We start from the raw sequence: 23,655 nt of genomic DNA on the forward strand, positions 1-23,655 counted from the left end.
ACGGCCTGTCCGGTTTTAAAAAATTAATTAAAAACTTTTATGAGGAGAAAAAAAATGTTTTTAAAAAGTAAGATCGGTTTATTTAAAAAAAGCTTATTTTTATGTCTTTTTTTAATCGTGGGTAGTTTTGCAATAGGGCAAAACTTTGATTTGGCAGGATTCGGATATACGGATACGGTACCATGCCCCTATTTTATCGAATTCCAAAAAGGAAACGAGATTGAAATAAGCTGGTATAATGCAAATCAGAAAAGAGTAAAAAAAATCTATACTTACAAAAAAAAGTATATAGGCCGCTTTCCTCTATTTGAATTGAATGCCGATATGCCCGATGACCTATATGCAGGACTTAATCCCGAATCAAAAAACTATTACGGAAATAAATTTATGCTTTTAACGGGTTTGGCAAAAAAAGCTTTGGGAGAAAATAAAGACGGTATTGTAGGCCTCGGTATGCTGCCTACACGCAAGGGTAAAAAAGCTTCAGACTTTTTTTCTGATTTTCCCATGGGAGGAACAGGAGAAACACCTTATTTTTACTATGAAAATGTAAGTTCTCATCTTGTGGAAAAATCAAAAGAAGGGAAAAGAGAATATAAAATAGAAAATTTATCGATCATGGAACAAGACACTCCTTGGGTAGAAGGTGTAGACGGCTGGGGTATAGGAGAGTCCTTTGTTATAAAAACATGGAATGACACCAGTGACAAATACATACTCTTAATGAACGGTTATATTTCCGCTTCAAATCCTAAACTCTACGATGAAAATGGGAGAATTAAAAAGATAATGGTTGAGGGAGTTACAAGCGGTAAGAAAAAAGAGTTCACCGTAAAGGATACGCCCCACCCTCAAACTGTAGATATAAGTTTTTTACCCGAACAAGAAGATGTTAAGATTACCATATTGGATGTATACAAGGGTACAAAATACGAGGACACGGCTATTCATTTTATGATTTTGTGGAGAACCGAAGTTATCCCTTACGAATAAAAAACTTCAAGGAGCCTTAAGAAAAACAGTATTATATATCAATTTCGGTTCAACACTTAAAATCACGGCAGTTTCTAATCGGGGCTGCCGTTTTTTCCGTTAAGGATAACACATGCAAAAAAGCCTTATTTACAGTTTGTTCCCTTACCTCATCCCTTGAACCTGAAAACCAATAGGTATGCGTTTTAAAAACAAGAGCCTCTTTTTTTAAAATTTTTAAATCAGGTAATTTTTTAAAATCAGAAGGCGTAGGACAAAAAAAAGCGGAAGAAACACATACTGTCCCGAGAGGATTTCCTTCAAGGCTTGATGGGCCTGCAACTCCGCTTACCGCAATAGAAACAGCAGGTTCAGGAGCACAGGAAGCATTAAAGAAATTTTTAACGGCACCTAAAGCCATAGCTTCTACGGTTTGCGGACTTACCACTCCGAAAGAGTCTATTATATCAGGCTCTATATTTAAAAGCGAGATTTTTGCCTGAGGCGTATAAACTATATAACCGCCCCAAAGCACTTCTGAAGCCCCCGGTATTTTTGTGAATTCGGAAGCTATCAAGCCTCCGGTCAAAGATTCGGCGGTTATAAGCTTAATGCCTCTTTCTCTTAGAACAAAAAAAACTTTTTTTATAAGCTCAAAATCAATCACTCAAATTCCTATAAAAAAGCATCACTCACGGCTAAGCTGTTCTTTAAGCTGATCGGACTTTATAGAGAAAAAGTTTTTTTCGGGAAAGCCGGTATTTTTAACCATTCTAACAGAGCCTTCAAAAGAAACCTTATCGGCTATTCTAAGACGGCCGGCAGTAATATCCCCCTTAACGGAAGATCCGGACTTTAAATCGACCTTATCGGCAGCCGATAGTGAACCCACGATAACGCCTTCAACAACTATCGAAGCGGCCTTAATATACTGAACTCTGCAGTCTGCATTTTTTGAAATATACAAGGAACCTTGAGAATCTATGGCTCCGATAAATTTTCCTTCAATCTGTAAGGTTTCGGAGAATTTCATCACCCCGTCAAAAACGGTTTCCTTACCTAAAACCGTAACATTCTTTTCTTTATATTTATTATTCCGTTTCATTTAACCTCCGATCTTTTTATAAATTTATTAATTATAATAAAGCACAAATTTAAAATTAAAACAATTGTGCAAAGAACTCCAAAAAAATCACCCAAATAAGAGTAAACGGTTTTATGCCCTTCTGTCAAGACGGTAACATCTGCAACCAAAATATCCTTGATAAATGGGGGAAGCATTTCCTGAATATTTCCATTTTGATCGATAAAGGCTGTCTGCCCTGAACTTGCAGCCCTTAAAACCGGAAGACGGTTTTCGACAGCCCTAAAAACCGCCATACTCAAATGCTGATACTGACTTACAGCACTATTTGCCCAAGCATCATTTGTAAGATTAATGATTATATTAGCACCTTTTTTTGAAAAAGCCCTTGAAATATAACCGAAGGTATCTTCAAAACATATCGGTGTTCCGATTTTAAAATTATTAAATTCAAGAAGATGAGCTTCTTTTCCTCTTTCCCAAAAATGCGTATCATTTTCTTTTAAAAATTCGTAAAAACGTGGAAAAACTTTTTGGTAAGGAAAGTGCTCCGTAAATGGAACTAAGTGCATTTTCCGATAAGTCTGAGGTTCAGGAGGTAAAACGTTTTTCTTAGGAATAAAGAGTAAAGCTGCATTATAGTCAAGCTTCTTATCCTCAAGATTATCAAAATTGTTATCTGAAAATTTTTCATCCAAAACACCGTCATCATTTCCTATTAAAAACGGGACCCTTTGATTATCCAAAAAATGCAGCAACTCCCGCACCAAAAGCGAATTAGGATTATAGGTTGAGGTATATTTATAATGCCATCTTATCATAGGAATAAAAGCCGTTTCCGGCCAAACCACTAATTCGATATCCGGAAAATTTTTAAGAGCTTTTTCAGATAAGCTTTTAAGCTCTTCATAATTATTTCTATAAACTTCCAAATTTCCAAGCCAAGGATCTCTATTAGGCTGCACAAGAGCTATCTTTGTTCTTTGGGCTTCTGAAAGATCTATCTTTGTAAAAGCTCCATATAAAATAAATGCAAAAAACGTACCTATCCAAATCATCATAGGCAATTTATATCTTTTATAAACATTCTTTATATCTTTTTCTTTATAAAATTCAAAAAGAAAGGAGGCTGAACATGCCGAAAAGAAAACAAGCAAAAAAGAAATGCCCCATACCCCGAATATTGAAGATACTTTGATCAATATCGGAAAATTCCATTGAGTATAGCCCATTATTCCATAGGGGTAACCTAAAAAACCCAGAGTATTAACATATTCAAAAGCAACCCAAGCTGTCGCTTGAAAAATAAAGCTATATTTTAAAACATAAGAATCGATTATCTTTAAGAAAAAAAATAAAACGGAATAAAGAATACAATACTTTGCAATTATTATATAAATAGCAAGGGGATGAAAAAATATTATCCAAAAATTAAAAATAAAATATGATAGAGCACCGGAAAAGGCTCCCCATAAAAATGAAAACTTTAGCTTAGTCCTTTTAAGTAATAAAAAAAATGGAATAAGAGCTATATATGCAAAAATAGGGAAACCGTTTAGATTCAAATAATTAGGATGGGATAAGGCAAAAAGAACTGCCCCTAAAACAGCAAGCAAAAGGTTTAAAGTAAAAAATATAAATTTATTTTTCATGATTCAATAAGCTCTTGAGTATCGATTTTGTGCAGAGCTTCTTTAAGCTCTTTTCCTGGTTTAAATCTTACCTTACACCTATCGGCAGTTAAAACGGCTTCTCCTGTTTTAGGGTTACGGGCATTTTTTCGGCCATGCAAAACGGCAAAATCAAAAGAACCTAGGCCGCGTATCTCCACAGGAATTCCTTGCTGCAAAAGCACGGAAAGCTCATCTAAAAACAGATTAGCTATGGCATTAATCTGCTTAAGCTGGTATTGAGGATTGTTTCGATAAACGGAATCTATTATGTCTATTTTTGACCGCTTTTGTTTCATTTTAAGGCAATTGTAAATTGGGTAAAATATAAAAAAATACCGCAATCCCAATCGGTTTTGCGGTTTTTCTTCATTCTTATTTTGCTGCAAATGAAGCGTTGTACAAAAGCTGCATCCTTGACTTTTTGCGGGCTGCCGAATTTTTTGTTAAAATTCCTTTTCGGGCTGCAGAATCAAGCTGACTGGAGAGCTCGCGAAGTAAGGCTGCGGCATTTTCCGCATTAGCTGCATGAACAGCCTCAGTATACTTTCTAGCTGTTGTACGTACTTCACTTTTTGCAGAGCGGTTTCGCATTCGGCGTACTTCACTCTGGTTATGTCTTTTAATCGCAGATCGATTTTTCATTTAAGGTACCTCCGTAATTAATTTAAAACTATAGTTATTGTATATGACATAATACAGCCGCTTAGATTACACCATATCAATTTTTTTTGCAATAGCTATACGCAATTTTTTTGCATCTTCTTCGGCTAAACCAAGATCCGAGGCAGAATCCAAGTCCCTGGCAGCTTCAGGATATAAGGCCAGTTTAAAATAGGACAAAGCACGCCTAAAATAAACATGGGCTTGAAACTTATTTATTTCAAGCGATTTTGTAAAATATTCAATGGCTTCATCATCTCTGTTTAAGAGAGTTAAAGCTATTCCCACATAATAAAACGAACGAAAATTTGCAGAATTATATTTACAGCTCTGCAAAAAATCGGCATAAGCACCTTCATAATTAGCTTGGGCAAAATAGGCCATACCTCTGTGTTTATATACAACCGACAAAACTATATCGTTAGGATTTTGTTCAATTATTTTTGTATAAATCTTTTCGGCCTTATCAAAAAGATTTTGATTATGAGCTTCAATTGCAGATAATATCAAATCATCGATCGTTTCGGCAAGCTTCAACTCCTCTCCATGCTCTACATTATCATGTTGAACAATATTGGTTTCAGGTAAAACTTGAGCCGTATATTCATCAGCCATCGAATAAAATTCAAAACGCCTTTTTTCAAGCTCGGCATTAAGCTTGTTTTGATAATCGCGAATTTCCTGAAAAATAATATCAGCCAAACTCAAACTTGCGTTTATCGAAGCAAGCTTTCTTTTTAGGGGTTGATCAAAGGGAGAAAACTCCGATTTATATACCAGCTCGTGTTCAACCTCAGCCCAAGCATCTTGAAGAATAGTCCGAAGCTGGATCTCAAAAATTAAATTTTTAGGTAAAACAAGACCTACCTTAAATTCTTCAGGTATCTCAAGTAAAAAATGCACCGATTCATACCCGAATTCTCTAAAAGTCCTTTCAGAACCCTTACGTTCCACTTCTATTATCTTAAAATTCTTTAGCAGAATTGTTTCAACTTCATTTATATCCTGTAAAAAGGGGCATATTATCCTTACTCCCAGAATATCTGTAAGAACAGGAAGATCTGATGTATCTTTTTTTGGAGGAAATTTTAAAAGTTTCAAATAATAACTATTAAAACTTTTTACCCTTGTTTTATATGTAGGAGCAGAAGTTATTTTTACTATAGAACGTAGAAACTCCTCTATGCGCACTATCAAGATATTTAAGTGAGGCACATAAGAAGTATAAACCTCCCTTAATTTTTCTTTTTTAGGGAGCCAAGGCACGTCTTCAGACAACATAGTTTTTGTTATAAAATCTTTTTTCTACAGGGTCATCACATAAAAGCGGCCGAGCATTTCGACCGCTTTTATAACTTTGTTAGAACTTATTGTTGTTTCTTTTCGGAACCTTCTGAAGGTGTGAAACCTTCTTCTGTAGCCAACTTTTCCTGTTCAAGGAATCGTAAAACTTGAGTTTGACCGAATCTTTCAACTTCAATCTTCTTTCTCTTCATTTCTCTTTCTGTCTGAATACCCCAAAGGTCTTCATCAGCGAAGTCTCGTACTGTTGTCAAAACAGCTTTGTCAAAGATGATCTTAACATCTTTAAAATATGCGATAGCATCTCCGCCGTCATGAGCTGCATCACGGGTGATTAAGAAACCTTCAAAAGCTACATGAGGAAGAGCTATAGGGTAAACAGGATAAAGCCTTAATTCCCTAGACTTTACATTTGCAACGTATGAAGGATTGTTCCATACCAATTCTCTCCAGCCGTCAAATAAGAGGTAACCCATGAAGTATCTTTTAACTACATTGTTCTGATCTCTAAGAAGAACATAAAGACCATGGGGGAAGTTCATACCATAGGTATTTACAGCAATTGATTTGATAACGCCTGTATTTCGAACAACACCATAGCCTTCTTCAAATCTTGATTTACCTGAAGCCTTATCTTCTGCAGTAGGTTCCTGCAAGTTACCCTGATCATCAACCTGAGCCATTTTTTCATAAGCAGGAATTAAAAATCCGGGTCTAATCTTTGCATTAGCATTATTTGCCCATTCGGGAAACAAGATGCGGACACCCATCAACTTTTGGCCGGCAAATTTATCGCCTTCAGCTCTTACTTCAGCTTCCTTAATAGTTGAAACACCAACTGAAAGAGGATTCTGAGCGGAAGAATTCAATTGAACTTCCCACTGCTCAAGAGCTAGAGATGATCTCATCAAAGCTTTTTGCTCATCTGTGTAAGAAGCACCGGCTACCTGACCGTAATCCATAACGGTTCTTCTGTTTTGTGTCATCTTACCATTAGCATCTGCGATGATATCTGCATTCAACAGTGCGAAGTCAATAATAACCGCTTCCTCAGCAACAGCAACAGCACCCATCAAAAGGAATGCCATAGCAACAAGTATAAATGTTTTTTTCATTCAAAAACTCCTTTTATGCACTTAATTTATGCCCTGTATACTATAAGTATACGTAATAATTCAATTTTGTCAACACTTTTTTTGCTTTTTAGTGTTATTTTTTTAATAATTCGTAAATCTCTATACCCTCAACGAATATATGAGCTGCCGTTAAGTTCTTACAGTTGGTAAATATATTTTTTTGCAAAAGAGACTTAATTTCATCGGAATCAAACTCTTGTTTTATATCTTCAGTAAAAACTACAGGCAGATCGGCATATAAAACACCTTCTTTTACAAAGCAGGAGAGCAATTTGGATCCGGTTCTTATAAAAGAATAACAATGATGATTAACCGGTCCAAGCATCAATTCTTCAAAAAAAGCTGCCTCAGGCTCCATTATATTTTGGATCGGAACATAACGGATTTCGGTATCAATATTTCCTGTTATGGAATTCTTAAAAAACAGAACATATCGATCGTGCTTTTTATTAAGAACCGATGTAAAAAGCACAACTATTATTATGACAATCAATAAAAAAGCTGCAATAATCTTTGTTTTTATGTAATTCATTACATACCCCGAAATCAATTATTTTCAAAATTGCTTATAAAAGCAGAGAGTCCATTATATATTCCCAAGGAGCATTTTTTCAAGTAGTCCGGAGAATTTAAAAGCTTAATTTCGGTTTTATTGCTGATAAAGCCTAATTCAATTAAAACACTGGGCATTTTGACGTTGCGTACCACAAACCACTGATTTTCGCGTATTCCCCTATTGGGGCTTTTTTCCCCGATTTGCGCATCCAATCCGTCCAAAATATTTTGGGCCATTAAAATACTTTCCATGGTAAATTCCTCTTCCATCATCGAATTCAATATGGAATGAATTTCTTTCGGCACGTTTTTTTTATCGACTACTTCACGCCTGTATTCGGGAGGAAGATACCAGACCTCAAAACCGGCAGCCTTTGAGCTAAGGGATGCATTTACATGGATGGAAACATAGAGAATGCTTTCATTTTTTTTCAATTTTACCGAATTTGCCATATTTACCCTGTCTTCAAGGGTCGGATATACATCCCGATTTCTGGTTAAAAGAATTTTTTTGTCCGGATAGGCATTTTTAAGCATCTTGTACAGATCTAAGCTGACCTTTAAGGCAATGTCCTTTTCGTATAAGACAAACGTTTTTTTATTTTCGACATAAGAGCCGACACAGCCTGGATCTTTTCCCCCATGTCCGGGATCTATCAAAATAACCCCTACCCTATAATTTTCTTCTTTTTGAGGTACGGCAAAAAATGTTTCAAGTTTTTTATACATTTCACCGCTTATAAAGGTAAGACCGTCTTTTTGATAGGGAGGCGGAGTAAAATCGGCTTTTTCGTTATCAAAAATTATAAGACTTTCCCCTATTTTGCAGCTTACCTGAGAATTATTTTTTATAAAAATAAGTTCTTGAGAAAGCGGATCCCATGAAATATCGAGATCAAGCCTTCCTGCGGCATCCGTAACCGAAACGCCTGAAGAAAAAGCTTTTAAACAAAGGAAAATCAAGAGAAAAATAGAAAAAAAAGTCTTATTTGTCCTATTTTTCATTAAAAATTAAACAGTATCAAGACATGCAATGCCCGGGAGAACTTTTCCTTCAAGGAATTCGAGGGAAGCTCCGCCGCCGGTAGAAACATGGCTCATCTTATCGGCAAGATTGAACTTATTTACGGCAGCAACCGAATCACCGCCGCCTACAATTGTAAGTGCGCCTTTTTCCGTTGCAGCTGCTACAAGGCGGGCGGTTTCTTCCGTTCCCTTTGAAAAAGCCTCAAACTCAAAAACGCCTACCGGACCGTTCCAGACAATGGACTTTGACGACAAAATAATCTCTTTATAAAGAGTCAAGGTCTTAGGTCCTACATCCATTCCCATAAGATTATCCGGAATATCGGTGCTTTCAACTAAAACAGCTTCGGCATTGGGAGAAAAAGTTTCGGAACAGATATGATCAACAGGAAGGATTATCTTTACACCCTGTTTTTCAGCCTTATCCAAAAGATTTTTAGCAGTATCCATAAAATCTTCTTCAAATAAGGATTTACCGATCTTTTTTCCTTGAACCTTTAAGAAGGTGTAAGCCATTCCTCCTCCAATAATTAAAGAAGAGGCATTTTTTAAAAGGCTTCCCAAAACTGCAATTTTGGAAGAAACCTTTGCTCCTCCTATAATTGCCGTCATTGGCTTTGCAGGATTATTTAACATTGGTTCAAGGTATTTAATTTCCTTTTCCATAAGAAAACCGGCTACCCTTGTATTTATAAAGTTTGCAATTTCGGCTGTAGAAGCATGGGAGCGGTGAGCCGTTCCAAAAGCATCATTTACATAGATATCGCCGTACAAGCTTAGCTCTTTTGCCAAGATTTGCTGTTCGGCCTTTTCCTTTGAAGTTTCTTCTTTGTGGAAGCGGGTGTTTTCAAGCATGAGAATTCCGCCCTGAGGAAGAGCTTTTACCCTTTCAAGCTGCCCCATGCAGGATGGAGCAAAATCAACAGGAAGTTTAAGAAGGCCGGATAAATATTCTGCAACAGGCTTCATCCTGTGCTTTCCGTTAATATAAGCTTCCTCATCAAAGGGTTTTCCGTCTTTTTCGGCCTTTTCCTTGGCTTTTTTTGCGTCCTTTGAAGGATCACCCAAATGGCTCATCAAAACAAGGCTTCTTGCTCCTTGTTCCAATATATATTTTATTGTAGGAAGAGCCGCCCTAATCCGCGTATCATCCTGCACTACTCCATCCTTCATCGGAACGTTAAAATCGACACGCATTATTATGCGCTTATCCTTTAAATTTACATCTTTTACAGTCTTAATCATATTACCTCCAATAAGATTTTTATTTTAGGCGCCCTTAAATTTAACTTTACTCGTTTTCTTTTTTGAATTCGATGAAGTCTATTTCAACACCGTTAGGATCTACGGCCGTTAAAATCTTTTTACCGTCTTTTACGGTTCTTGGAGGAGCCGTTATACGGACATTTTTAGCTTTTAGGTACTTTTCGGCTTCGCCTATCTGGTCTACCTGTACGGTAAGAGAAAGCCGGCTGCCGTTTTGAGCTTTTGGAACATCATGGCTTATGAGCTCAAGATTCATTCCGCTGTCAGGTTCCGTTAAAAAAGCAATTCTTTTTCCCGGAGCGGCCGACATCATATAATTAAAAGTAAATCCAAGTACTTTTTCATAAAATTCAAGTGATTTTTCCATTTCATCCGTGCGGATGGCAACACTGTTTAAAAACATTTTTATACCTCTTTAAAAAAGTATAACATAATCATTATCATAAGTCAATTAAGAGTATTGACATTTTAGCCTTCTATAATTTTTAATAAAAAAATATCGACAACTGTACTTTTTTTTGTTAAACAGATATACTATAATAAAATGGAGAAAAGTTATGGCTGTATCGATTTGTTTACACAATGGGACACTCTTTACGGGCTTTTCCAAAATGGAAAATTGTGCCGTTTTAATTGAAGACGGAAAAATTGCCGATGTTTTTTCGGAACGCCGTTTTTTACAAAAAAAATTCGATACTTCCGTAAGAATATTTGATGTCGAAGAATCTTACATTGCTCCCGGATTTATAGACACTCATATCCACGGTTTTAAGGGGCACGGAACCGATAACTGTTCGACGGAAGCTATGATCGAGATGTCGAAAGATTTGGCACAGTACGGGGTAACAGCTTTTAATCCGACTCTATATCCCGCCCTCGAAGAGGACATGATACACAGTATTAAAGAAATCGTCAAAGCAATGGGAAAAGAAAACGGAGCTCATATAATGGGTATCCATATGGAGGGTCCCTTTATTTCGCCGGATAAGCTCGGTGTACAAAGACCTGAAACCGTATGTGCGGTTGACATGGACCTTATGGAGCGATTGTGGCAGGCTTCCGAAGGGCATATCGTCAATATGACCGTCGCTCCTGAACTAAAAGGTATGCGTTACCTCGCCCTTTACGGTTTAAAGCGCGGTATAGTTATGCAGGCCGGGCATACGAATGCCGAATATCAAAATATGGTTGAAGGTATGCAGGCCGGTATTTTGCACTCCACCCACCTGTTTAATGCGATGAGCCAGCTGCATCACCGCAACCCAGGAGCAGTCGGAGCCGTACTCATTCACCCTGAAATGTCCTGTGAGATAATTGCGGACGGGGTTCATGTCCACCCGGATTTGTTCAAACTGCTTGCCCGCGATAAACCGCTGGAAAAGATTCTTCTTGTTACCGACAGCCTTACTCCCACGGAGCAGGAAAAAGGGCCGCTTATCGCAAACGGAGAAGAAGTAGTCCACGAAGGCGGCTGTTTTCACCGCTCTATAGACGGCGTTATTGCAGGTTCTTCTTTAACGATGATAAAGGGGGTAAAAAATCTCGTTAAATTCGGCTTTTCGGTTTCCGATGCGGTACGGGCTGCATCTTCAACACCTGCATCGGTTATGCGGTATACTAAAAAGGGTATGCTTATCCCCGGCTACGATGCGGACATTGTCGTATTCGATAAACAATTCAATATCCTCGCCTCGATTATAGGCGGCACTTTTAAAAAGAATTTACTGTAATTAGGAACTAGACTTGAATATTTCAGCTAAAAATGATGGTAAGGATATGAAAAAAAGCCTACTTTAAGATGGAGTTTTTTATGCCTGTATAAAAAAACTTGGTTTACTTGAAAAAAAAGCTCTTATCGGATAAAATACTTTTTATGAAGATTACGGAAAAGATTTTAATTGTGGATTTCGGCGGTCAGTATAATCAGCTCATAGCAAGGCGTGTGCGCGACCTAAATGTTTATTCGGATATTGTTCCGGCTTCAAAGGCCATTGATTACATAAGGGAAAATAAGCCCATAGGTATTATTTTTACGGGAGGGCCTAACAGCGTTTATGAAGAAAAAGCTCCCCTGCCCCCCAAAGAAATTTTTAACTTAAATATTCCGATTTTAGGCATTTGCTACGGTATGCAGGCCATGGCCCATTGTCTAGGCGGCAAGGTCGAAAAAAGCTTAAAAAGAGAATTCGGCAAAACATTAACAAAATTCGACACAGGTATTCCGCTCTTTAAAAACATAAAAGATAAATCTTCGGTTTGGATGAGCCATGTAGACTGCGTTTCCCGCCTGCCTGAAGGCTTTGTTTCGGCAGCTCAAACGGCAAATACAAAGAATGCGGCCATGGCAAATAAAGAAAAAAAACTTTACGGCATTCAATTCCATGCCGAAGTTGAACATTCCGAAGAAGGGCAAAATATAATCAAAAACTTTTTATACAATGTTTGCGGAGCTAAAGGCGATTGGAATATGAAAAACTTTTTGGCCGAGGCTATAAAAGATGTGCAAAATACCGTAAAAGGCGGCAAGGTGCTTTTAGCCCTATCGGGAGGAGTAGATTCTTCCGTGCTTGCAGCTCTTTTAAATAGGGCTGTCGGTAAAAATCTGACCTGTATTTTTGTGGATCACGGCCTTATGCGCAAAAATGAGGGAGATGAGGTAGAAGCCGCCTTTAGAGATGCACCAATGAATTTTATCCGCGTAAATGCGGAAAGCCGTTTTTTGGGCAAGTTAAAAGGCATTTCCGACCCTGAAAAAAAACGGAAAATAATCGGCGAAGAGTTTATCCGCGTTTTTGAAGAAGAAGCCAAAAAAATCGGAACTGTGGACTTCCTTGCCCAAGGCACAATTTACGCCGATGTAGTTGAAAGCGGTACCAAGGGTTCCGCCGTAATCAAAAGCCATCATAATGTCGGAGGCCTTCCCGATCACATAAGCTTTAAGTCCCTCATCGAGCCCTTAAAAACGCTTTTTAAGGACGAAATAAGAAAATTAGGCACGGAGCTCGGCCTTCCCGATTATTTGGTACACCGTCAGCCCTTCCCCGGTCCCGGTCTTGCCATAAGAATCATGGGCGAAATAACCGAAGAAAAGCTCGATATTTTAAGGGAAGCCGATGCTATCTGGCGGAGCGAACTTGAGCGGGCAGACATAAAAAAGGATTTAAGCCAGTATTTTGCCGTTCTTACCTCAACAAAGACGGTGGGCGTTATGGGCGACTTCAGAACCTATGACTACACCCTCGCCCTGCGTGCAGTAAAAACCTCGGACTTTATGACAGCTGACTGGGTACGCATTCCCTACGAAATTTTAGACAAAGTCTCTTCCCGTATTATAAACGAGGTAAAGGGCATCAATCGAATAGTCTACGACATAACTTCAAAACCGCCGGCTACGATTGAGTGGGAGTAGAGTAACAAAAATGTTTCTTCCGTAAAATCGTTGAAAAGACAATATTACAACGGTTTACGGAAGCAAAAAGCTCCTTAGTGATACTGTTTTGATACTAAAAATGAGAAAAAGTAGGTTTAAAAGGAAGTTGTTGAATTTAGATAAATTGTTTAGAAAGCCTTCCATCATTTTGGTGGGAGGCTTTTGTGGAAATAGTGGTTGATAAATTTGAATTTACCTCTATTTAGACATACAAACTGTTGACAACAAAGCTCCTATATAGTATGATTTGATAAACTACTATATAGGAGCTTTTGTATGGAAATGAATGGAGGATTTCTTGTCACCAAAATAAAACAGCTTGGAGACCGGATCTTTGAGAAGATTCTCAGTGAAAAGAATATTGATGCGTTCAATGGAGCCCAGGGGCGTATTCTTTATGTGCTGTGGCAGGAGAATGGAATCCCGATTGGGTCACTATCGATCAAATGTGGATTAGCGATAACTTCTCTTACGACGATGCTGGAAAGAATGGAAAATCAAGGGCTGATAAGCCGCGTTCAGTCTGAAACGGACAAAAGGAAAATACTCCTGTTTCTGACTGAAAAAGCACATGCCTTAAAGGACGAGTACAATTCTGTATCTGATGAGATGGGCAGTATTTACTACAAAGGTTTTTCAGAGGAAGAAATTACCCGGTTTGAGGAATGCCTCGACCGTATCAGAAAGAATCTTGAGGAGTGGCAGAAGTCATGAGTATTTGTATCAAAGATCAGATTCAAAACATGAATATCGTCATCGGCTGCACAGTGGGGTGTGCATATTGCTATGCCCGCAACAATGTGAAACGCTGGCATATGATTGATGACTTCGCTGACCCTGAATTCTTTCCGGGTAAGCTCAAGATGATGGAAAAGAAACGTCCGCAGAACTTTCTTCTTACCGGCATGAGCGATCTCTCCGGATGGAAGCCGGAATGGAGAGACGAGGTATTTGCAACGATCCGTGAAAATCCACAGCATCAGTTCCTATTCCTTACCAAGCGCCCCGATCTTCTGGATTTTGATACAGATTTGGAAAACGCATGGTTTGGCGTTACGGTGACGAGGAAAGCAGAACTGTGGCGTATTGACGCGCTTCGGGAAAATGTCAGAGCAAAACACTATCATGTTACCTTTGAACCGTTATTCGACGATCCCGGTTCAGTTGACCTTTCCAGAATCAACTGGATTGTTGTCGGCACCATGACCGGAGTTCTGAGCAGGAAGGTTCATACGGAGCCGGAGTGGGCATGGTCTCTGACGGACCAGGCACACGAGCTCGGCATTCCGGTGTTTATGAAGGAAGACCTTGTCTCTATCATAGGGGATGAAAATATGATTCAGGAAATGCCGGAAGAATTCAATAAAGTGTTGGAGGTACAGAGATCATGGCAGAAGTAATCGATGGAATCCTCATTAGTGAGGTGGAAACAAAGAACATCATGACCAAGTCCAGTCTGCCGGTAGGCGGTTACTCGGTCAATCCCTATGTAGGCTGTACACATGCCTGCAAGTATTGCTACGCTTCTTTTATGAAGCGCTTTACCGGACACAAGGAGGGATGGGGCACTTTCCTTGATGTGAAGCATTGGCCGGAAATTAAAAATCCGAAGAAATATGCCGGACAGCGGGTGGTCATCGGTTCTGTGACGGATGGCTACAATCCACAGGAGGGGCAATTCGGGAATACCAGAAAACTTCTGGAGCAGCTGATCGGCAGTGACGCAGATATTCTAATCTGCACAAAGTCTGATCTTGTGGTACGGGATATCGATCTGCTGAAGAAGCTTGGACGAGTAACCGTTTCATGGTCGATCAACACACTGGATGAAAATTTTAAGAACGATATGGACTCTGCTTCGAGCATTGAGCGTCGTATCGCTTCTATGAAGCAGGTATATGACGCAGGGATCCGTACAGTCTGTTTCGTATCCCCAGTATTCCCCGGTATCACGGACTTTGAAGCGATCTTTGAGCGGGTAAAGGGTCAGTGCGATCTGTTCTGGCTCGAAAATCTCAATCTTCGGGGCGGTTTCAAGAAGACGATTATGGATTATATCGCTGGAAAATATCCTGACCTTGTACCGCTTTACGATGCGATCTATAACAAGCATAACCGCAGCTACTTTGAAGAGCTTGAAGTAAAAGCTGAGGAAATGGCTAAGAAGTATGATTGTCCCTTTGTGGATAATGAAATGCCTTATGGCAGAGTCCCGCAGGGACATCCGGTGATCGTGGATTATTTCTATCATGAGGAAATCCGAGGGACAGAAAATACCGGAAAAAGGAATCGTTAAACAGACTATTACTTTGGAAAAGATGCGAAAATATGATAAAAGACATGCAAATAGATGGCACTGTACTTGATGTTGAATGGGAAAACAATAATACTGTAAAGGAACTAAAGGAAGAATTAAAACAAGGAAAGGTAACCATCCCGGTTATCTAAATATAGCGATTTCGAGCAGGTAGGAGAAATTGGGTAAAACTTACTCCTCATCTGATAAAAGAATTACAGCAGAAGCCGGAGATATAATGCTGTACTCCGGAAACAAAATAGTTGTATTTTATGGAGCAAACACATGGGAATATACTCGAATTGGGAAGATTAAAAATTTAAGCAAGGAAGAAATAAAGCGATTATTAAGCAATAGTGATGTGATATTAAAGATAAAAATGGAATGATTATGATAGTAATATTTTTAGTATCATTATTGATACTGTTTTGATACTAAAAACCTCTAAAACCACAAAAAATAGGTATAAAATGTTTGGTTTTAGAAACTTAATAGATACTGACAATACATAAAAGAAACAAATATGCTATGATAATTATTGAGTGGGAGTGATGAAGGCGGTATACTAAATGAGGCGGTTCACTATGATAGCAAAAACTCTCAAAGAAAAAGCAATGGTACTCGTACCCTTCTTGCTGCTTTTGCTTTTACAGCCGGCTGTTTACGCTCAAACAAACGGCACCATGCCTAAACGCAAATTCGTCATTGCATTTCACGCAAGCGTAAATACCGACAAAACGGGCAAAAATCTGATAAAAGAACTGCCCAATTTACAAAAACGGGGAATCAACACTCTTTTTCTCAAAATAGGCTACAACTATCAATGGAAAAGCGACCCGAAACTCTATAACAAATATGTGCTTTCCGAAACCGTCGCACGCGAAATTGCAGCCGAATGCCGCAGGCTTTCCATCGACCTTATCCCCGAAATAAACTGCCTCGGCCATCAATCGTGGGAAAACAAAACCTTTGCCATGCTCAAAGCCTACCCCGAACTGGACGAAACTCCCGGCCTCTACCCCGGCAATAAGGGTATTTATTGCCGAAGTCTCTGCTCTTCCAATGAAAAAGTCTACACGATTTTATTCGGTTTAATCGACGAGATTACAGAAGTTTTTTCGGTAAAAAAAATACACGTCGGCTTGGATGAGGTGTTTTTGATAGGCGAAGATGCATGCCCCCTTTGCCGAGGAAAAGACAAGGCCGAACTGTTCGCCGGTGCTGTGAACAGACTCTACGATCACTGTGTCAAAAAACGGGGACTTACAATGTATATGTGGGGCGACCGCCTCATCGACAGCGAGGATGAAGATAGCGGTTATAAGGGCGAATACGAAAGCTCATGTAACGGAACCTACCCCGCCGTCGACCTTATCCCTAAGGACATCATCATCTGCGACTGGCACTATGACGAGCTGGAACGCTACGGCTCCATTCCGTTTTTTTTAAACAAGGGCTTCCGCGTCCTGCCGACAAGTTTTAAAGATATTAAAGCGGTAAACGCCCTCATCGACTATTCGCTTTTATACAAGGATAACCCTGCGATGCTAGGGCACATGTACACGGCATGGGACAATTTTACAAACAAAAATCTCTCACGGTATAAACCGATGGTCAAAACGATAGACAAATTAAAGGGAACCTCTAAAAACTTCAGTTTTTAGAGGTTTACCTTAGATTTAACTTGCGACGTTTTTCATAAGTCATTTATACATAAAGACTTATGAAAAACTCGTCGGTCATCTCTATTCCGAAGGATGCGAAGCAAATCCAACAAGGTTTTTAGAGATGACCTAAAGTAAATAAATCTTGTCTCTTTCTCCCCATTCTCGTCAGTTCTCCCCATTCTCGTCAATTCTCCCCAAAAATACTTGACGAGAACCAAGAAACAGGTTATAATTCAGTTAAGTATAACTTTGTATAAGGGGGTATAAATTGATTTTTCAAGAAAGCGAAACCATAGAGTTAAAAGAAAAAATCGATGAAAACATCAAAAAAGTAATTGTTTCGTTTGCAAATTGTAAGGGCGGAACGCTCTATGTCGGTATCAAAGATGACGGGAAAGTTGTAGGGATAAAAGATATTGATAATTCAATGCTCCAACTCAGTAATATGATAAGAGATTCGATCAGACCCGATATAACAATGTTTGTCAATTATAAAATAACAAAAACACAGGGAAAGCAAATAATCCAAATTAGTGTTCAAAGAGGCAGTAACCGCCCCTATTATCTTGCTAAAAAAGGTTTAAGGCCGGAAGGTGTCTATGTTCGACAGGGTTCATCTTCCGCCCCTGCAAGCGATACGGCAATAAGAAATATGATAAAGGAAACGGATGGAGATATTTTTGAAGAGATGCGCTCCACAGAACAAAATTTAACCTTTAATGCCTTATCAAAGGAATTTAAAGCTAGAAATTTGGATTTTGGAACTAAGCAAAAGCAAACTTTGAAAATACTTAATCAAGACGGAATGTACACAAATACCGGATTATTATTATCGGAGCAATGTGTGCACTCTGTAAAAGCCGCCGTGTTTGAAGGAAGGGATCAAAGCATTTTTAAAGACAGAAAAGAATTTTTAGGCTCTCTTATTCAACAATTAAATGACATTTATAATTACATAGACATGCACAATCAAACGCGATCAACCTTTGATAAGCTCCTGCGTGTAGACACAAGGGATTACCCTCCCTCAGCAATACGAGAAGCACTTTTAAATCTACTGGTACATAGAGACTATTCTTTTAGTGCAAGTTCTTTGATAAGCATATATACGGATAGAATCGAATTTGTTTCAATAGGCGGACTTTTACCCGGAATCTTGCTTGAAGATATTATGCTGGGGCTTTCCATATGCAGAAACAAAAATTTAGCAGGTGTGTTTTACCGTCTTCACCTTATTGAAGCTTATGGAACAGGCATGAGTAAAATTATAGGTGCCTACGAAAATCTTACACAAAAACCGATAATCGAAAATACTGCAAACGCTTTTAAAATCGTACTTCCCAATATCAATACAAAATACCTTCCGCAAAATAATGATAAACTAAAGGATACGGAAATAAAAATAATTGAATTTATAAAAAAGAAGAAAAAAGTATCACGCACCGATATAGAACAAAAATTTGATATGAGTTCATCAAGTGTATCAAGACTTTTAAAGAGTCTTACTGAAAACGGAATTATACTAAAGGACGGCAAGGGAAAAAACACACAATATATATCAAGTTAAATTCCCCTACTTTTTTGCCTCAGTCTTCTCGTCTTTTAGCTCCAGACCTTTTTCAAATAAAAAGCTGATGTAGTAGTCTTCAATCGTATTTTTAGGGCCGGCGGCGTTGAGGCGCTTGCGGGCATCGGCATTGTTTCGGCGCTGTACATATGAAGAATAAAAATGGCGAGGATCGGAATTATCAAAATCCAGTTTTTTATTTAAGAGCTTGGCAACATCTTCCCTGCCCATTGCAGGTATTTTACAGCTTACCAGCTGATTGCGTACATAGAGAATATCTTCATATGAGATGCCGAATAAAAACTCTTCCAGAGACTGCCCTATAATCTTATTGGATAGTTTTGCAAGCATAAAACTTTGCCAAGAATCATCCAATTTGGAAGAAAGCAAAAAAAGCTCGCTGGTGCCCATCATCGTACCGAATACCGGAGCTATTGTGTCACGGGCAGTCCAAACGCGGGTTAGAACGGGAGCAAAAGAAGTCGTGTTTTGATCCAAACGGTGCTCCCAAAGATAGGTTAAGGCATTTGCTACCTTTTCTTGTTTTTGTTTATCCAAAATATTGCTATCCAAAATCGAAATATAAACATCTTCGGACATAATCGTAAACATGATATTCATAGTAGCCGCTCTAAGTTCTTCAATTTTTTCTTCCGAAAATGATGAATTTGAAGCGACCTTGGTAAGAGCAGAAAATATATGGAATTTTGCTACAAGAAAACCGCGGCCCAATACAGCCTTTGTGGGCATTGAAAGAGTACGGGCATCGGAAGGAGTTTTACACAAAGTTTCTATGAGTGTTTCTTGACTGCGCTTTTGGCCTGCAAGAACGCCTGTCTCATGGATTGAAGGAAAGCAGGAAATCGCAGCCGACATTCTTTCCAAGTCCATGAGTTTCTTTCCTATTTCCAAAACAGTAGTCTTATATTCTTCATTCAATTGTTCAAAAGCATATTTGACCAATGTTCTTTCATGATCATTTAGAACAACTATGTCTGTAGAGATTATAGTTCCGAGTCCTGCATTATCTATTGTCATATTTTTTTCGCAACTTCTCCAATATGCAATTACCTAATGTGTAGAAAAGATATTATACCATATTATAACGAATTTTAAAAGGGCTTTTTTATCTAAAACCATAGAAATTTGGTAAAAACAGGCGGTACTCATTGACATAAAGCCTTTTTACATGCAATATATTCATTCATAAATGTTAGTTCGATACGGTCAAAATGCCGAAGGAAAGCAGGTTCGGCAGGCTTTGGTCTATACTAAGGATGAGCACAAGATTGCTCTCGAAAAAATAGACATTGAAGCCGTAAAAATTATACAGCGTTTAAATTCTCAAGGTTTTGAAGCCTATATAGTAGGAGGAGCAGTAAGAGACTTATTGATAGGTCATGTTCCAAAAGATTTCGATATAGCGACCTCAGCCGAACCTTCAAAAATAAGAAAAATGTTCCGTAATTCCAGAGTAATAGGCCGGCGTTTTAGGCTGGTTCATATATTTTTCGGAGAAAAGATATATGAGGTAAGCACCTTTAGATCAACGGAAGACGGAAGCATAGGAAACAAATTCGGCACAATAGATGAAGACGTTCACCGAAGGGATTTTACTTTAAATGCTCTTTATTACGACCCCATACATGAACTTGTAATCGATTATGTAGACGGCGTTAAGGATATAAGAGCAAAAAAAGTAAGACCTATTATTCCCCTCCAGCTTATATTTTCGGAAGATCTGGTAAGAATGATTCGGGCTATAAAGTATGCAGCAATGACGGATTCCGGTATTCCGTTTTTTCTTCAGCTTCAAATACGAAAAAATGCCCATCTTTTGGAATTTGTATCCCCTTCAAGAATAACCGAAGAAATAAATAAGATTATTTTTAGCGGACATGCAAGCGATATTATAAAAAGACTTTTGGATTTTAAGCTCTATGTTTACCTGCAGCCGGGAGCCTGCGCCTTTATAGATTCATCTTCAAAATTTAAAAAGATATATATAGAAAATCTTGCTCTTCTGGATAAGGAAGTTGACGCTAAACCTCAAATAAAACAGGGAGAATGTTTAAAATCATTACTTAAAGATTACATCAGACTGATTGCAAACCCCGAAGGGCCGCCGCAAGAGGTTTATACCTATGTTTACAAAGAATGCAGACACTTTATTCTCCCCATGAATCCTCAAAGAAAGGAATTGGAATTTGCGGTAAAAAGCGTTTTAAATGATTTGGGAATAAAGGTATCAATGGAGAGAAGCCAAGTACGCCCTGCAAAACTCGGCAAACAAGTTAAGCTTAGACGCAAGAAAAAGGCTAAAAAACAAGAAGCTCTTAAAGATACGGAATAAACCCGTATCTTTAAGGCTGAAAATTACAGATATTAAACTCTGATAAGTTTATGAGCTATCGGGGCAGGATTTTTGATTGTGGCGTGTACCGGACAGCTGTCGTCAACCAAAGCCATAAATTTTTCAAGCTCCTCATCGGAAGCATCGGACTTAATATGATATATTGTTTCAATATCGGAAAGTCCCAGTGTACCCGGTCTAAAAAAGCCTATACATTCAACAGCCAAATAATCCAGTTTGAGACCTTTTTTCTTTGCAATTACCTTTGAAGTAACACACTTACAGGCTCCCAAACCGCTTAAAAGAAGTTCTATCGGGTTCATTCCTAAATCGGTTCCCCCGAAACTCAAGGGCTCATCCGCAATAATTTTCTTGCCTGATGCCTCACATTCAACTTTAAAACCTTCGCCTAAATCTATTTCGGCTTTTGTTCTAAATTCTTTTGCCATAATTTCTCCTATAAAAACTTTTTGAAAAAATTATCAAATTTTTGAAAAAAGTTTTTTCAAGTAGTTTTGCTTTATGCAAAACTACATACAATAATGCGACGTTTGCCGAAAGGCAAACTCGGTAGATAAACAGTGAAGCTGAATTTCTGCTGAACTGTTTATCATACCTCCTATAAATATTCCCTAGTTATTTTTTTAAGGGAGATTTTAAACCTTTTTTTATTTCGGCAGCCAATTTTTGAATTTCTTCAAACCTATCCTGTTGTTTTAACTCTAAACTTATATAATACAATTGATTGATTTTTTCCGTATCAGATTTTTTTATATCATCCATAAAAAGAATTTCATCATAAAATGTATACTGATCTTGATTATATGGTTTCGCATTATAAGGAGCTGCTTGATTTATTTTTTGCTGCCACTGTTCGATATTTTTTTCCGGAGCTTCCTTAGGCGGTTTTAAATTTTTTGAAAGCCCGATATATATATAATCATCGCTTCTAGCCTTTGTAAACATTTGCAAGTTACGCACTTCAATCCCGGGCGTACTGCCTTTTAAATTGAATCCTAAAGAAAGAACTAAGGTAGTTTCTTTATCACTTGAAAAATCTTTTTTGGATATTGAAAAATCATAATCTCCGGCTTTTATAATCGTATTCGTTGAATTAAAATCAAATTTAATTGCTGCAAGCATAGGATCAATAGGATAATCCTTAGGCGACAAAGATAAAAATTCTTTCCAATCTCCGAAGTTTGCATTATATGAAGGAAGAATATAGTCGGTCATAAAACTATAATCAAGGTTATGCCCATTCCTTGTAGAAGAAATAGCATCAATTTTACTCATAACATATATTCCTCCGGGAACAGGAAGAGAATACGATATAATTTCCCCGTCTGCAAAGGGAAGCTCCCAATAATTTACAAGCCATTTTCTACCGTAAACATCTATATGGCTTTCAGACCTTGATGCTTGTCCGTAAGATAAGACAGGAACTTTTTCTCCTGCAACTGTTCTATAAATACGGTCAGCACTTAAAATATAGTCCATATATAATTTAGGGGATTGTATAAGTTCTTTTTCGCTTACATTATCAGGCTTTTTTATCAAAGCCATGGTTGAATTAAGCATTTTACCGTAAACTACTTTGCCGTTTTGAGGAAGCTTATATTCTTTTAGATCATTGGGAATAAATAATCCCCACTTTTTATTTCCCTGACGGGCCAAATGAAGGGGAAAAGAAGGAGCCCAAGCTCCATACATAATCTCTTCCGAACCCAAGGCCTTGGTAAAGGATTCGGCTCCGGAAAAACTATATTTTTTCTTCAAGTCATCTATAATGCTGAGTGTAAATTTTTTATAATCGGACAGGACCGATTTTCGAACCTCCGTCAGCTTTTTGGGTAATTTTTCTTCATACTTAAATTCATAAAAACTGCTTTCTTCAAGAATATGGGGCAGCCTATAAAAAATAGGAAGATAGACCGTACCTAGATTTTTTGCAATATTCTTTGTTTCGGCAAAGGGAAGTGCATAGTTTAAATTTTCATTTTCGCTTTTCATGGTAATAATTCCCAAAACCATTCCATCAGGTGAAATAAGCGGCCCTCCTGAATTGCCGGGGCTGGCTGCAGCCGAAAACCTAAGCCACTTCCATTTTCCGTTTCTTTCTTCAAAGGTTTGGCTTGTAAGAAGACCGTTACGGATTATAATGCCTTCGCCCAAAGCATTGCCGACGGAAAAGGTGGGGGTATTTAAGTTAAATTCATTTAAGGCTGAAAGGCCTTCGCCTTTTACATGCTTATAATTTTCTGCCTCAAAAATTATAAAATCCTTTTCAACAGAGTAACTTAAAACCGATCCTACCTTATAAATATCCCCAGATACCGAACGTAGGTTGTAGTCGTTATAAAAACTTTCTTCATAAAGGTTAAAAACATGGGCGGCAGAATAGAATTTGCCGTCATCCATTAAAAAGGCGGTTCCTATGGGAATATATTTGTCGTTTCGTATTGCAAATGGAATCCTTTCCATGGGAAGTTTTTTTTCATATTCCAGCTTCCCTTCTTCCGGTTTTAAAACAACAACTTCAAATACGGCTCCGTTTATTTTTTTTAGAACTTCGGGACTTAGAACAGCCTGAGCTCCCAAAATCTGAAAAACTACCGCAAAAAATAAAATCATAAAAATGTGCTTAAATTTCATCATAACTCCTAAT

At 38.1% G+C, this 23,655-nt stretch carries 24 protein-coding genes; 10 read left to right on the forward strand and 14 right to left on the reverse strand.

The window, feature by feature from the left end:
* Positions 1-54 precede the first annotated feature (54 nt).
* Complete coding sequence (locus HGJ18_RS04950) at positions 55-993, forward strand: NADase-type glycan-binding domain-containing protein (RefSeq protein WP_253697982.1); 939 nt, start codon at positions 55-57, stop codon at positions 991-993.
* A 49-nt stretch (positions 994-1,042) separates the two neighbouring features.
* Here HGJ18_RS04950 and HGJ18_RS04955 read toward each other — a convergent pair whose 3' ends face one another.
* The 11 genes from HGJ18_RS04955 to HGJ18_RS05005 all read right to left on the reverse strand — a co-directional run bounded on the left by HGJ18_RS04955 (position 1,043) and on the right by HGJ18_RS05005 (position 10,077).
* Entirely contained in the window at positions 1,043-1,639 is a 597-nt protein-coding gene (locus tag HGJ18_RS04955; RefSeq protein ID WP_253697983.1) for a CinA family protein, read from the reverse strand.
* Between the two features lie 21 nt (positions 1,640-1,660).
* The gene (locus HGJ18_RS04960; RefSeq protein ID WP_253697984.1) at positions 1,661-2,077 is read right to left on the reverse strand and encodes a bactofilin family protein; all 417 of its coding nucleotides are present in this window, start codon (positions 2,075-2,077) and stop codon (positions 1,661-1,663) included.
* The gene (lnt, locus tag HGJ18_RS04965) at positions 2,074-3,708 is read right to left on the reverse strand and encodes an apolipoprotein N-acyltransferase (protein ID WP_253697985.1); all 1,635 of its coding nucleotides are present in this window, start codon (positions 3,706-3,708) and stop codon (positions 2,074-2,076) included. The genes HGJ18_RS04960 and lnt overlap by 4 nt, the downstream gene beginning before the upstream one ends.
* On the reverse strand, positions 3,705-4,025 hold the full coding sequence (locus HGJ18_RS04970; RefSeq protein WP_002669390.1) for an HU family DNA-binding protein: 321 nt from the start codon (positions 4,023-4,025) through the stop codon (positions 3,705-3,707). Before HGJ18_RS04970 ends, lnt begins: the two co-directional genes overlap by 4 nt.
* A gap of 76 nt (positions 4,026-4,101) precedes the next feature.
* Entirely contained in the window at positions 4,102-4,371 is a 270-nt protein-coding gene (gene rpsT / locus HGJ18_RS04975; RefSeq protein WP_002669392.1) for a 30S ribosomal protein S20, read from the reverse strand.
* A gap of 66 nt (positions 4,372-4,437) precedes the next feature.
* On the reverse strand, positions 4,438-5,670 hold the full coding sequence (locus tag HGJ18_RS04980) for a RelA/SpoT-related domain-containing protein (RefSeq protein WP_253697986.1): 1,233 nt from the start codon (positions 5,668-5,670) through the stop codon (positions 4,438-4,440).
* 86 nt (positions 5,671-5,756) lie between these two features.
* On the reverse strand, positions 5,757-6,806 hold the full coding sequence (locus tag HGJ18_RS04985) for a flagellar filament outer layer protein FlaA (protein WP_253697987.1): 1,050 nt from the start codon (positions 6,804-6,806) through the stop codon (positions 5,757-5,759).
* 94 nt (positions 6,807-6,900) lie between these two features.
* Positions 6,901-7,359: a hypothetical protein gene (locus HGJ18_RS04990; protein WP_253697988.1), complete on the reverse strand. Its 459-nt coding sequence runs from the start codon at positions 7,357-7,359 to the stop codon at positions 6,901-6,903.
* Positions 7,360-7,373: 14 nt separating this feature from the next.
* Positions 7,374-8,387 (reverse strand): N-acetylmuramoyl-L-alanine amidase, encoded by a 1,014-nt coding sequence (locus HGJ18_RS04995; RefSeq protein WP_253697989.1) that lies wholly within the window; start codon positions 8,385-8,387, stop codon positions 7,374-7,376.
* A gap of 6 nt (positions 8,388-8,393) precedes the next feature.
* The gene (locus tag HGJ18_RS05000; RefSeq protein WP_253697990.1) at positions 8,394-9,653 is read right to left on the reverse strand and encodes a phosphoglycerate kinase; all 1,260 of its coding nucleotides are present in this window, start codon (positions 9,651-9,653) and stop codon (positions 8,394-8,396) included.
* Positions 9,654-9,699: 46 nt separating this feature from the next.
* Positions 9,700-10,077 carry a VOC family protein gene (locus HGJ18_RS05005; protein WP_253697991.1) on the reverse strand — a complete coding sequence of 126 codons (378 nt, stop codon included), beginning with the start codon at positions 10,075-10,077 and terminating at the stop codon, positions 9,700-9,702.
* 154 nt (positions 10,078-10,231) lie between these two features.
* On the opposite strand from HGJ18_RS05005, the gene nagA reads away from it, so the two are divergent.
* The 8 genes from nagA to HGJ18_RS05045 all read left to right on the forward strand — a co-directional run bounded on the left by nagA (position 10,232) and on the right by HGJ18_RS05045 (position 18,634).
* Positions 10,232-11,404, forward strand: coding sequence for an N-acetylglucosamine-6-phosphate deacetylase (gene nagA, locus HGJ18_RS05010; RefSeq protein WP_253697992.1), 1,173 nt, complete (start codon positions 10,232-10,234; stop codon positions 11,402-11,404).
* A 143-nt stretch (positions 11,405-11,547) separates the two neighbouring features.
* Positions 11,548-13,083 carry a glutamine-hydrolyzing GMP synthase gene (guaA, locus tag HGJ18_RS05015; protein ID WP_253697993.1) on the forward strand — a complete coding sequence of 512 codons (1,536 nt, stop codon included), beginning with the start codon at positions 11,548-11,550 and terminating at the stop codon, positions 13,081-13,083.
* A gap of 297 nt (positions 13,084-13,380) precedes the next feature.
* On the forward strand, positions 13,381-13,818 hold the full coding sequence (locus tag HGJ18_RS05020) for a radical SAM mobile pair system MarR family transcriptional regulator (RefSeq protein WP_253697994.1): 438 nt from the start codon (positions 13,381-13,383) through the stop codon (positions 13,816-13,818).
* Positions 13,815-14,504, forward strand: coding sequence for a radical SAM mobile pair protein A (locus HGJ18_RS05025; protein ID WP_253697995.1), 690 nt, complete (start codon positions 13,815-13,817; stop codon positions 14,502-14,504). The genes HGJ18_RS05020 and HGJ18_RS05025 overlap by 4 nt, the downstream gene beginning before the upstream one ends.
* Positions 14,492-15,400 (forward strand): radical SAM mobile pair protein B, encoded by a 909-nt coding sequence (locus tag HGJ18_RS05030; RefSeq protein ID WP_253697996.1) that lies wholly within the window; start codon positions 14,492-14,494, stop codon positions 15,398-15,400. The genes HGJ18_RS05025 and HGJ18_RS05030 overlap by 13 nt, the downstream gene beginning before the upstream one ends.
* Before the next feature lie 181 nt (positions 15,401-15,581).
* Positions 15,582-15,788, forward strand: coding sequence for a cyclophilin-like fold protein (locus HGJ18_RS05035; protein ID WP_253697997.1), 207 nt, complete (start codon positions 15,582-15,584; stop codon positions 15,786-15,788).
* A 196-nt stretch (positions 15,789-15,984) separates the two neighbouring features.
* The gene (locus HGJ18_RS05040) at positions 15,985-17,064 is read left to right on the forward strand and encodes a family 20 glycosylhydrolase (protein WP_253697998.1); all 1,080 of its coding nucleotides are present in this window, start codon (positions 15,985-15,987) and stop codon (positions 17,062-17,064) included.
* Positions 17,065-17,335: 271 nt separating this feature from the next.
* Positions 17,336-18,634: an RNA-binding domain-containing protein gene (locus tag HGJ18_RS05045; RefSeq protein WP_253697999.1), complete on the forward strand. Its 1,299-nt coding sequence runs from the start codon at positions 17,336-17,338 to the stop codon at positions 18,632-18,634.
* Between the two features lie 6 nt (positions 18,635-18,640).
* Here HGJ18_RS05045 and HGJ18_RS05050 read toward each other — a convergent pair whose 3' ends face one another.
* Positions 18,641-19,672, reverse strand: coding sequence for a hypothetical protein (locus HGJ18_RS05050; protein ID WP_253698000.1), 1,032 nt, complete (start codon positions 19,670-19,672; stop codon positions 18,641-18,643).
* Between the two features lie 172 nt (positions 19,673-19,844).
* Between HGJ18_RS05050 and pcnB the strand changes: the two genes are divergently transcribed.
* Complete coding sequence (gene pcnB / locus HGJ18_RS05055; protein WP_253698001.1) at positions 19,845-20,987, forward strand: polynucleotide adenylyltransferase PcnB; 1,143 nt, start codon at positions 19,845-19,847, stop codon at positions 20,985-20,987.
* 32 nt (positions 20,988-21,019) lie between these two features.
* Here pcnB and HGJ18_RS05060 read toward each other — a convergent pair whose 3' ends face one another.
* Entirely contained in the window at positions 21,020-21,436 is a 417-nt protein-coding gene (locus HGJ18_RS05060; RefSeq protein WP_002669420.1) for an OsmC family protein, read from the reverse strand.
* Between the two features lie 187 nt (positions 21,437-21,623).
* Positions 21,624-23,645 (reverse strand): S1 family peptidase, encoded by a 2,022-nt coding sequence (locus HGJ18_RS05065; protein ID WP_366793481.1) that lies wholly within the window; start codon positions 23,643-23,645, stop codon positions 21,624-21,626.
* Between the last annotated feature and the right edge of the window lie 10 nt (positions 23,646-23,655).

Source organism: Treponema denticola, from assembly GCF_024181405.1.
In the GTDB taxonomy this organism is placed as follows: domain Bacteria; phylum Spirochaetota; class Spirochaetia; order Treponematales; family Treponemataceae; genus Treponema_B; species Treponema_B denticola_D.

Excerpts from the sequence above, each read along its gene's own strand:
- HGJ18_RS04960 (WP_253697984.1), bottom strand. The coding sequence starts at position 2,077 with ATGAAACGGAATAATAAATATAAAGAAAAGAATGTTACGGTTTTAGGT.
- HGJ18_RS05060 (WP_002669420.1), bottom strand. The coding sequence starts at position 21,436 with ATGGCAAAAGAATTTAGAACAAAAGCCGAAATAGATTTAGGCGAAGGT.
- HGJ18_RS05025 (WP_253697995.1), top strand. The coding sequence starts at position 13,815 with ATGAGTATTTGTATCAAAGATCAGATTCAAAACATGAATATCGTCATC.
- HGJ18_RS05000 (WP_253697990.1), bottom strand. The coding sequence starts at position 9,653 with ATGATTAAGACTGTAAAAGATGTAAATTTAAAGGATAAGCGCATAATA.
- HGJ18_RS04995 (WP_253697989.1), bottom strand. The coding sequence starts at position 8,387 with ATGAAAAATAGGACAAATAAGACTTTTTTTTCTATTTTTCTCTTGATT.
- HGJ18_RS04980 (WP_253697986.1), bottom strand. The coding sequence starts at position 5,670 with ATGTTGTCTGAAGACGTGCCTTGGCTCCCTAAAAAAGAAAAATTAAGG.
- HGJ18_RS04985 (WP_253697987.1), bottom strand. The coding sequence starts at position 6,806 with ATGAAAAAAACATTTATACTTGTTGCTATGGCATTCCTTTTGATGGGT.
- nagA (WP_253697992.1), top strand. The coding sequence starts at position 10,232 with ATGGCTGTATCGATTTGTTTACACAATGGGACACTCTTTACGGGCTTT.
- guaA (WP_253697993.1), top strand. The coding sequence starts at position 11,548 with ATGAAGATTACGGAAAAGATTTTAATTGTGGATTTCGGCGGTCAGTAT.
- HGJ18_RS05050 (WP_253698000.1), bottom strand. The coding sequence starts at position 19,672 with ATGACAATAGATAATGCAGGACTCGGAACTATAATCTCTACAGACATA.
- HGJ18_RS05030 (WP_253697996.1), top strand. The coding sequence starts at position 14,492 with ATGGCAGAAGTAATCGATGGAATCCTCATTAGTGAGGTGGAAACAAAG.
- HGJ18_RS04990 (WP_253697988.1), bottom strand. The coding sequence starts at position 7,359 with ATGAATTACATAAAAACAAAGATTATTGCAGCTTTTTTATTGATTGTC.
- HGJ18_RS05040 (WP_253697998.1), top strand. The coding sequence starts at position 15,985 with ATGATAGCAAAAACTCTCAAAGAAAAAGCAATGGTACTCGTACCCTTC.
- HGJ18_RS05020 (WP_253697994.1), top strand. The coding sequence starts at position 13,381 with ATGGAAATGAATGGAGGATTTCTTGTCACCAAAATAAAACAGCTTGGA.
- HGJ18_RS05005 (WP_253697991.1), bottom strand. The coding sequence starts at position 10,077 with ATGTTTTTAAACAGTGTTGCCATCCGCACGGATGAAATGGAAAAATCA.
- lnt (WP_253697985.1), bottom strand. The coding sequence starts at position 3,708 with ATGAAAAATAAATTTATATTTTTTACTTTAAACCTTTTGCTTGCTGTT.
- HGJ18_RS04950 (WP_253697982.1), top strand. The coding sequence starts at position 55 with ATGTTTTTAAAAAGTAAGATCGGTTTATTTAAAAAAAGCTTATTTTTA.
- pcnB (WP_253698001.1), top strand. The coding sequence starts at position 19,845 with ATGTTAGTTCGATACGGTCAAAATGCCGAAGGAAAGCAGGTTCGGCAG.
- HGJ18_RS05065 (WP_366793481.1), bottom strand. The coding sequence starts at position 23,645 with ATGATGAAATTTAAGCACATTTTTATGATTTTATTTTTTGCGGTAGTT.
- HGJ18_RS04970 (WP_002669390.1), bottom strand. The coding sequence starts at position 4,025 with ATGAAACAAAAGCGGTCAAAAATAGACATAATAGATTCCGTTTATCGA.
- rpsT (WP_002669392.1), bottom strand. The coding sequence starts at position 4,371 with ATGAAAAATCGATCTGCGATTAAAAGACATAACCAGAGTGAAGTACGC.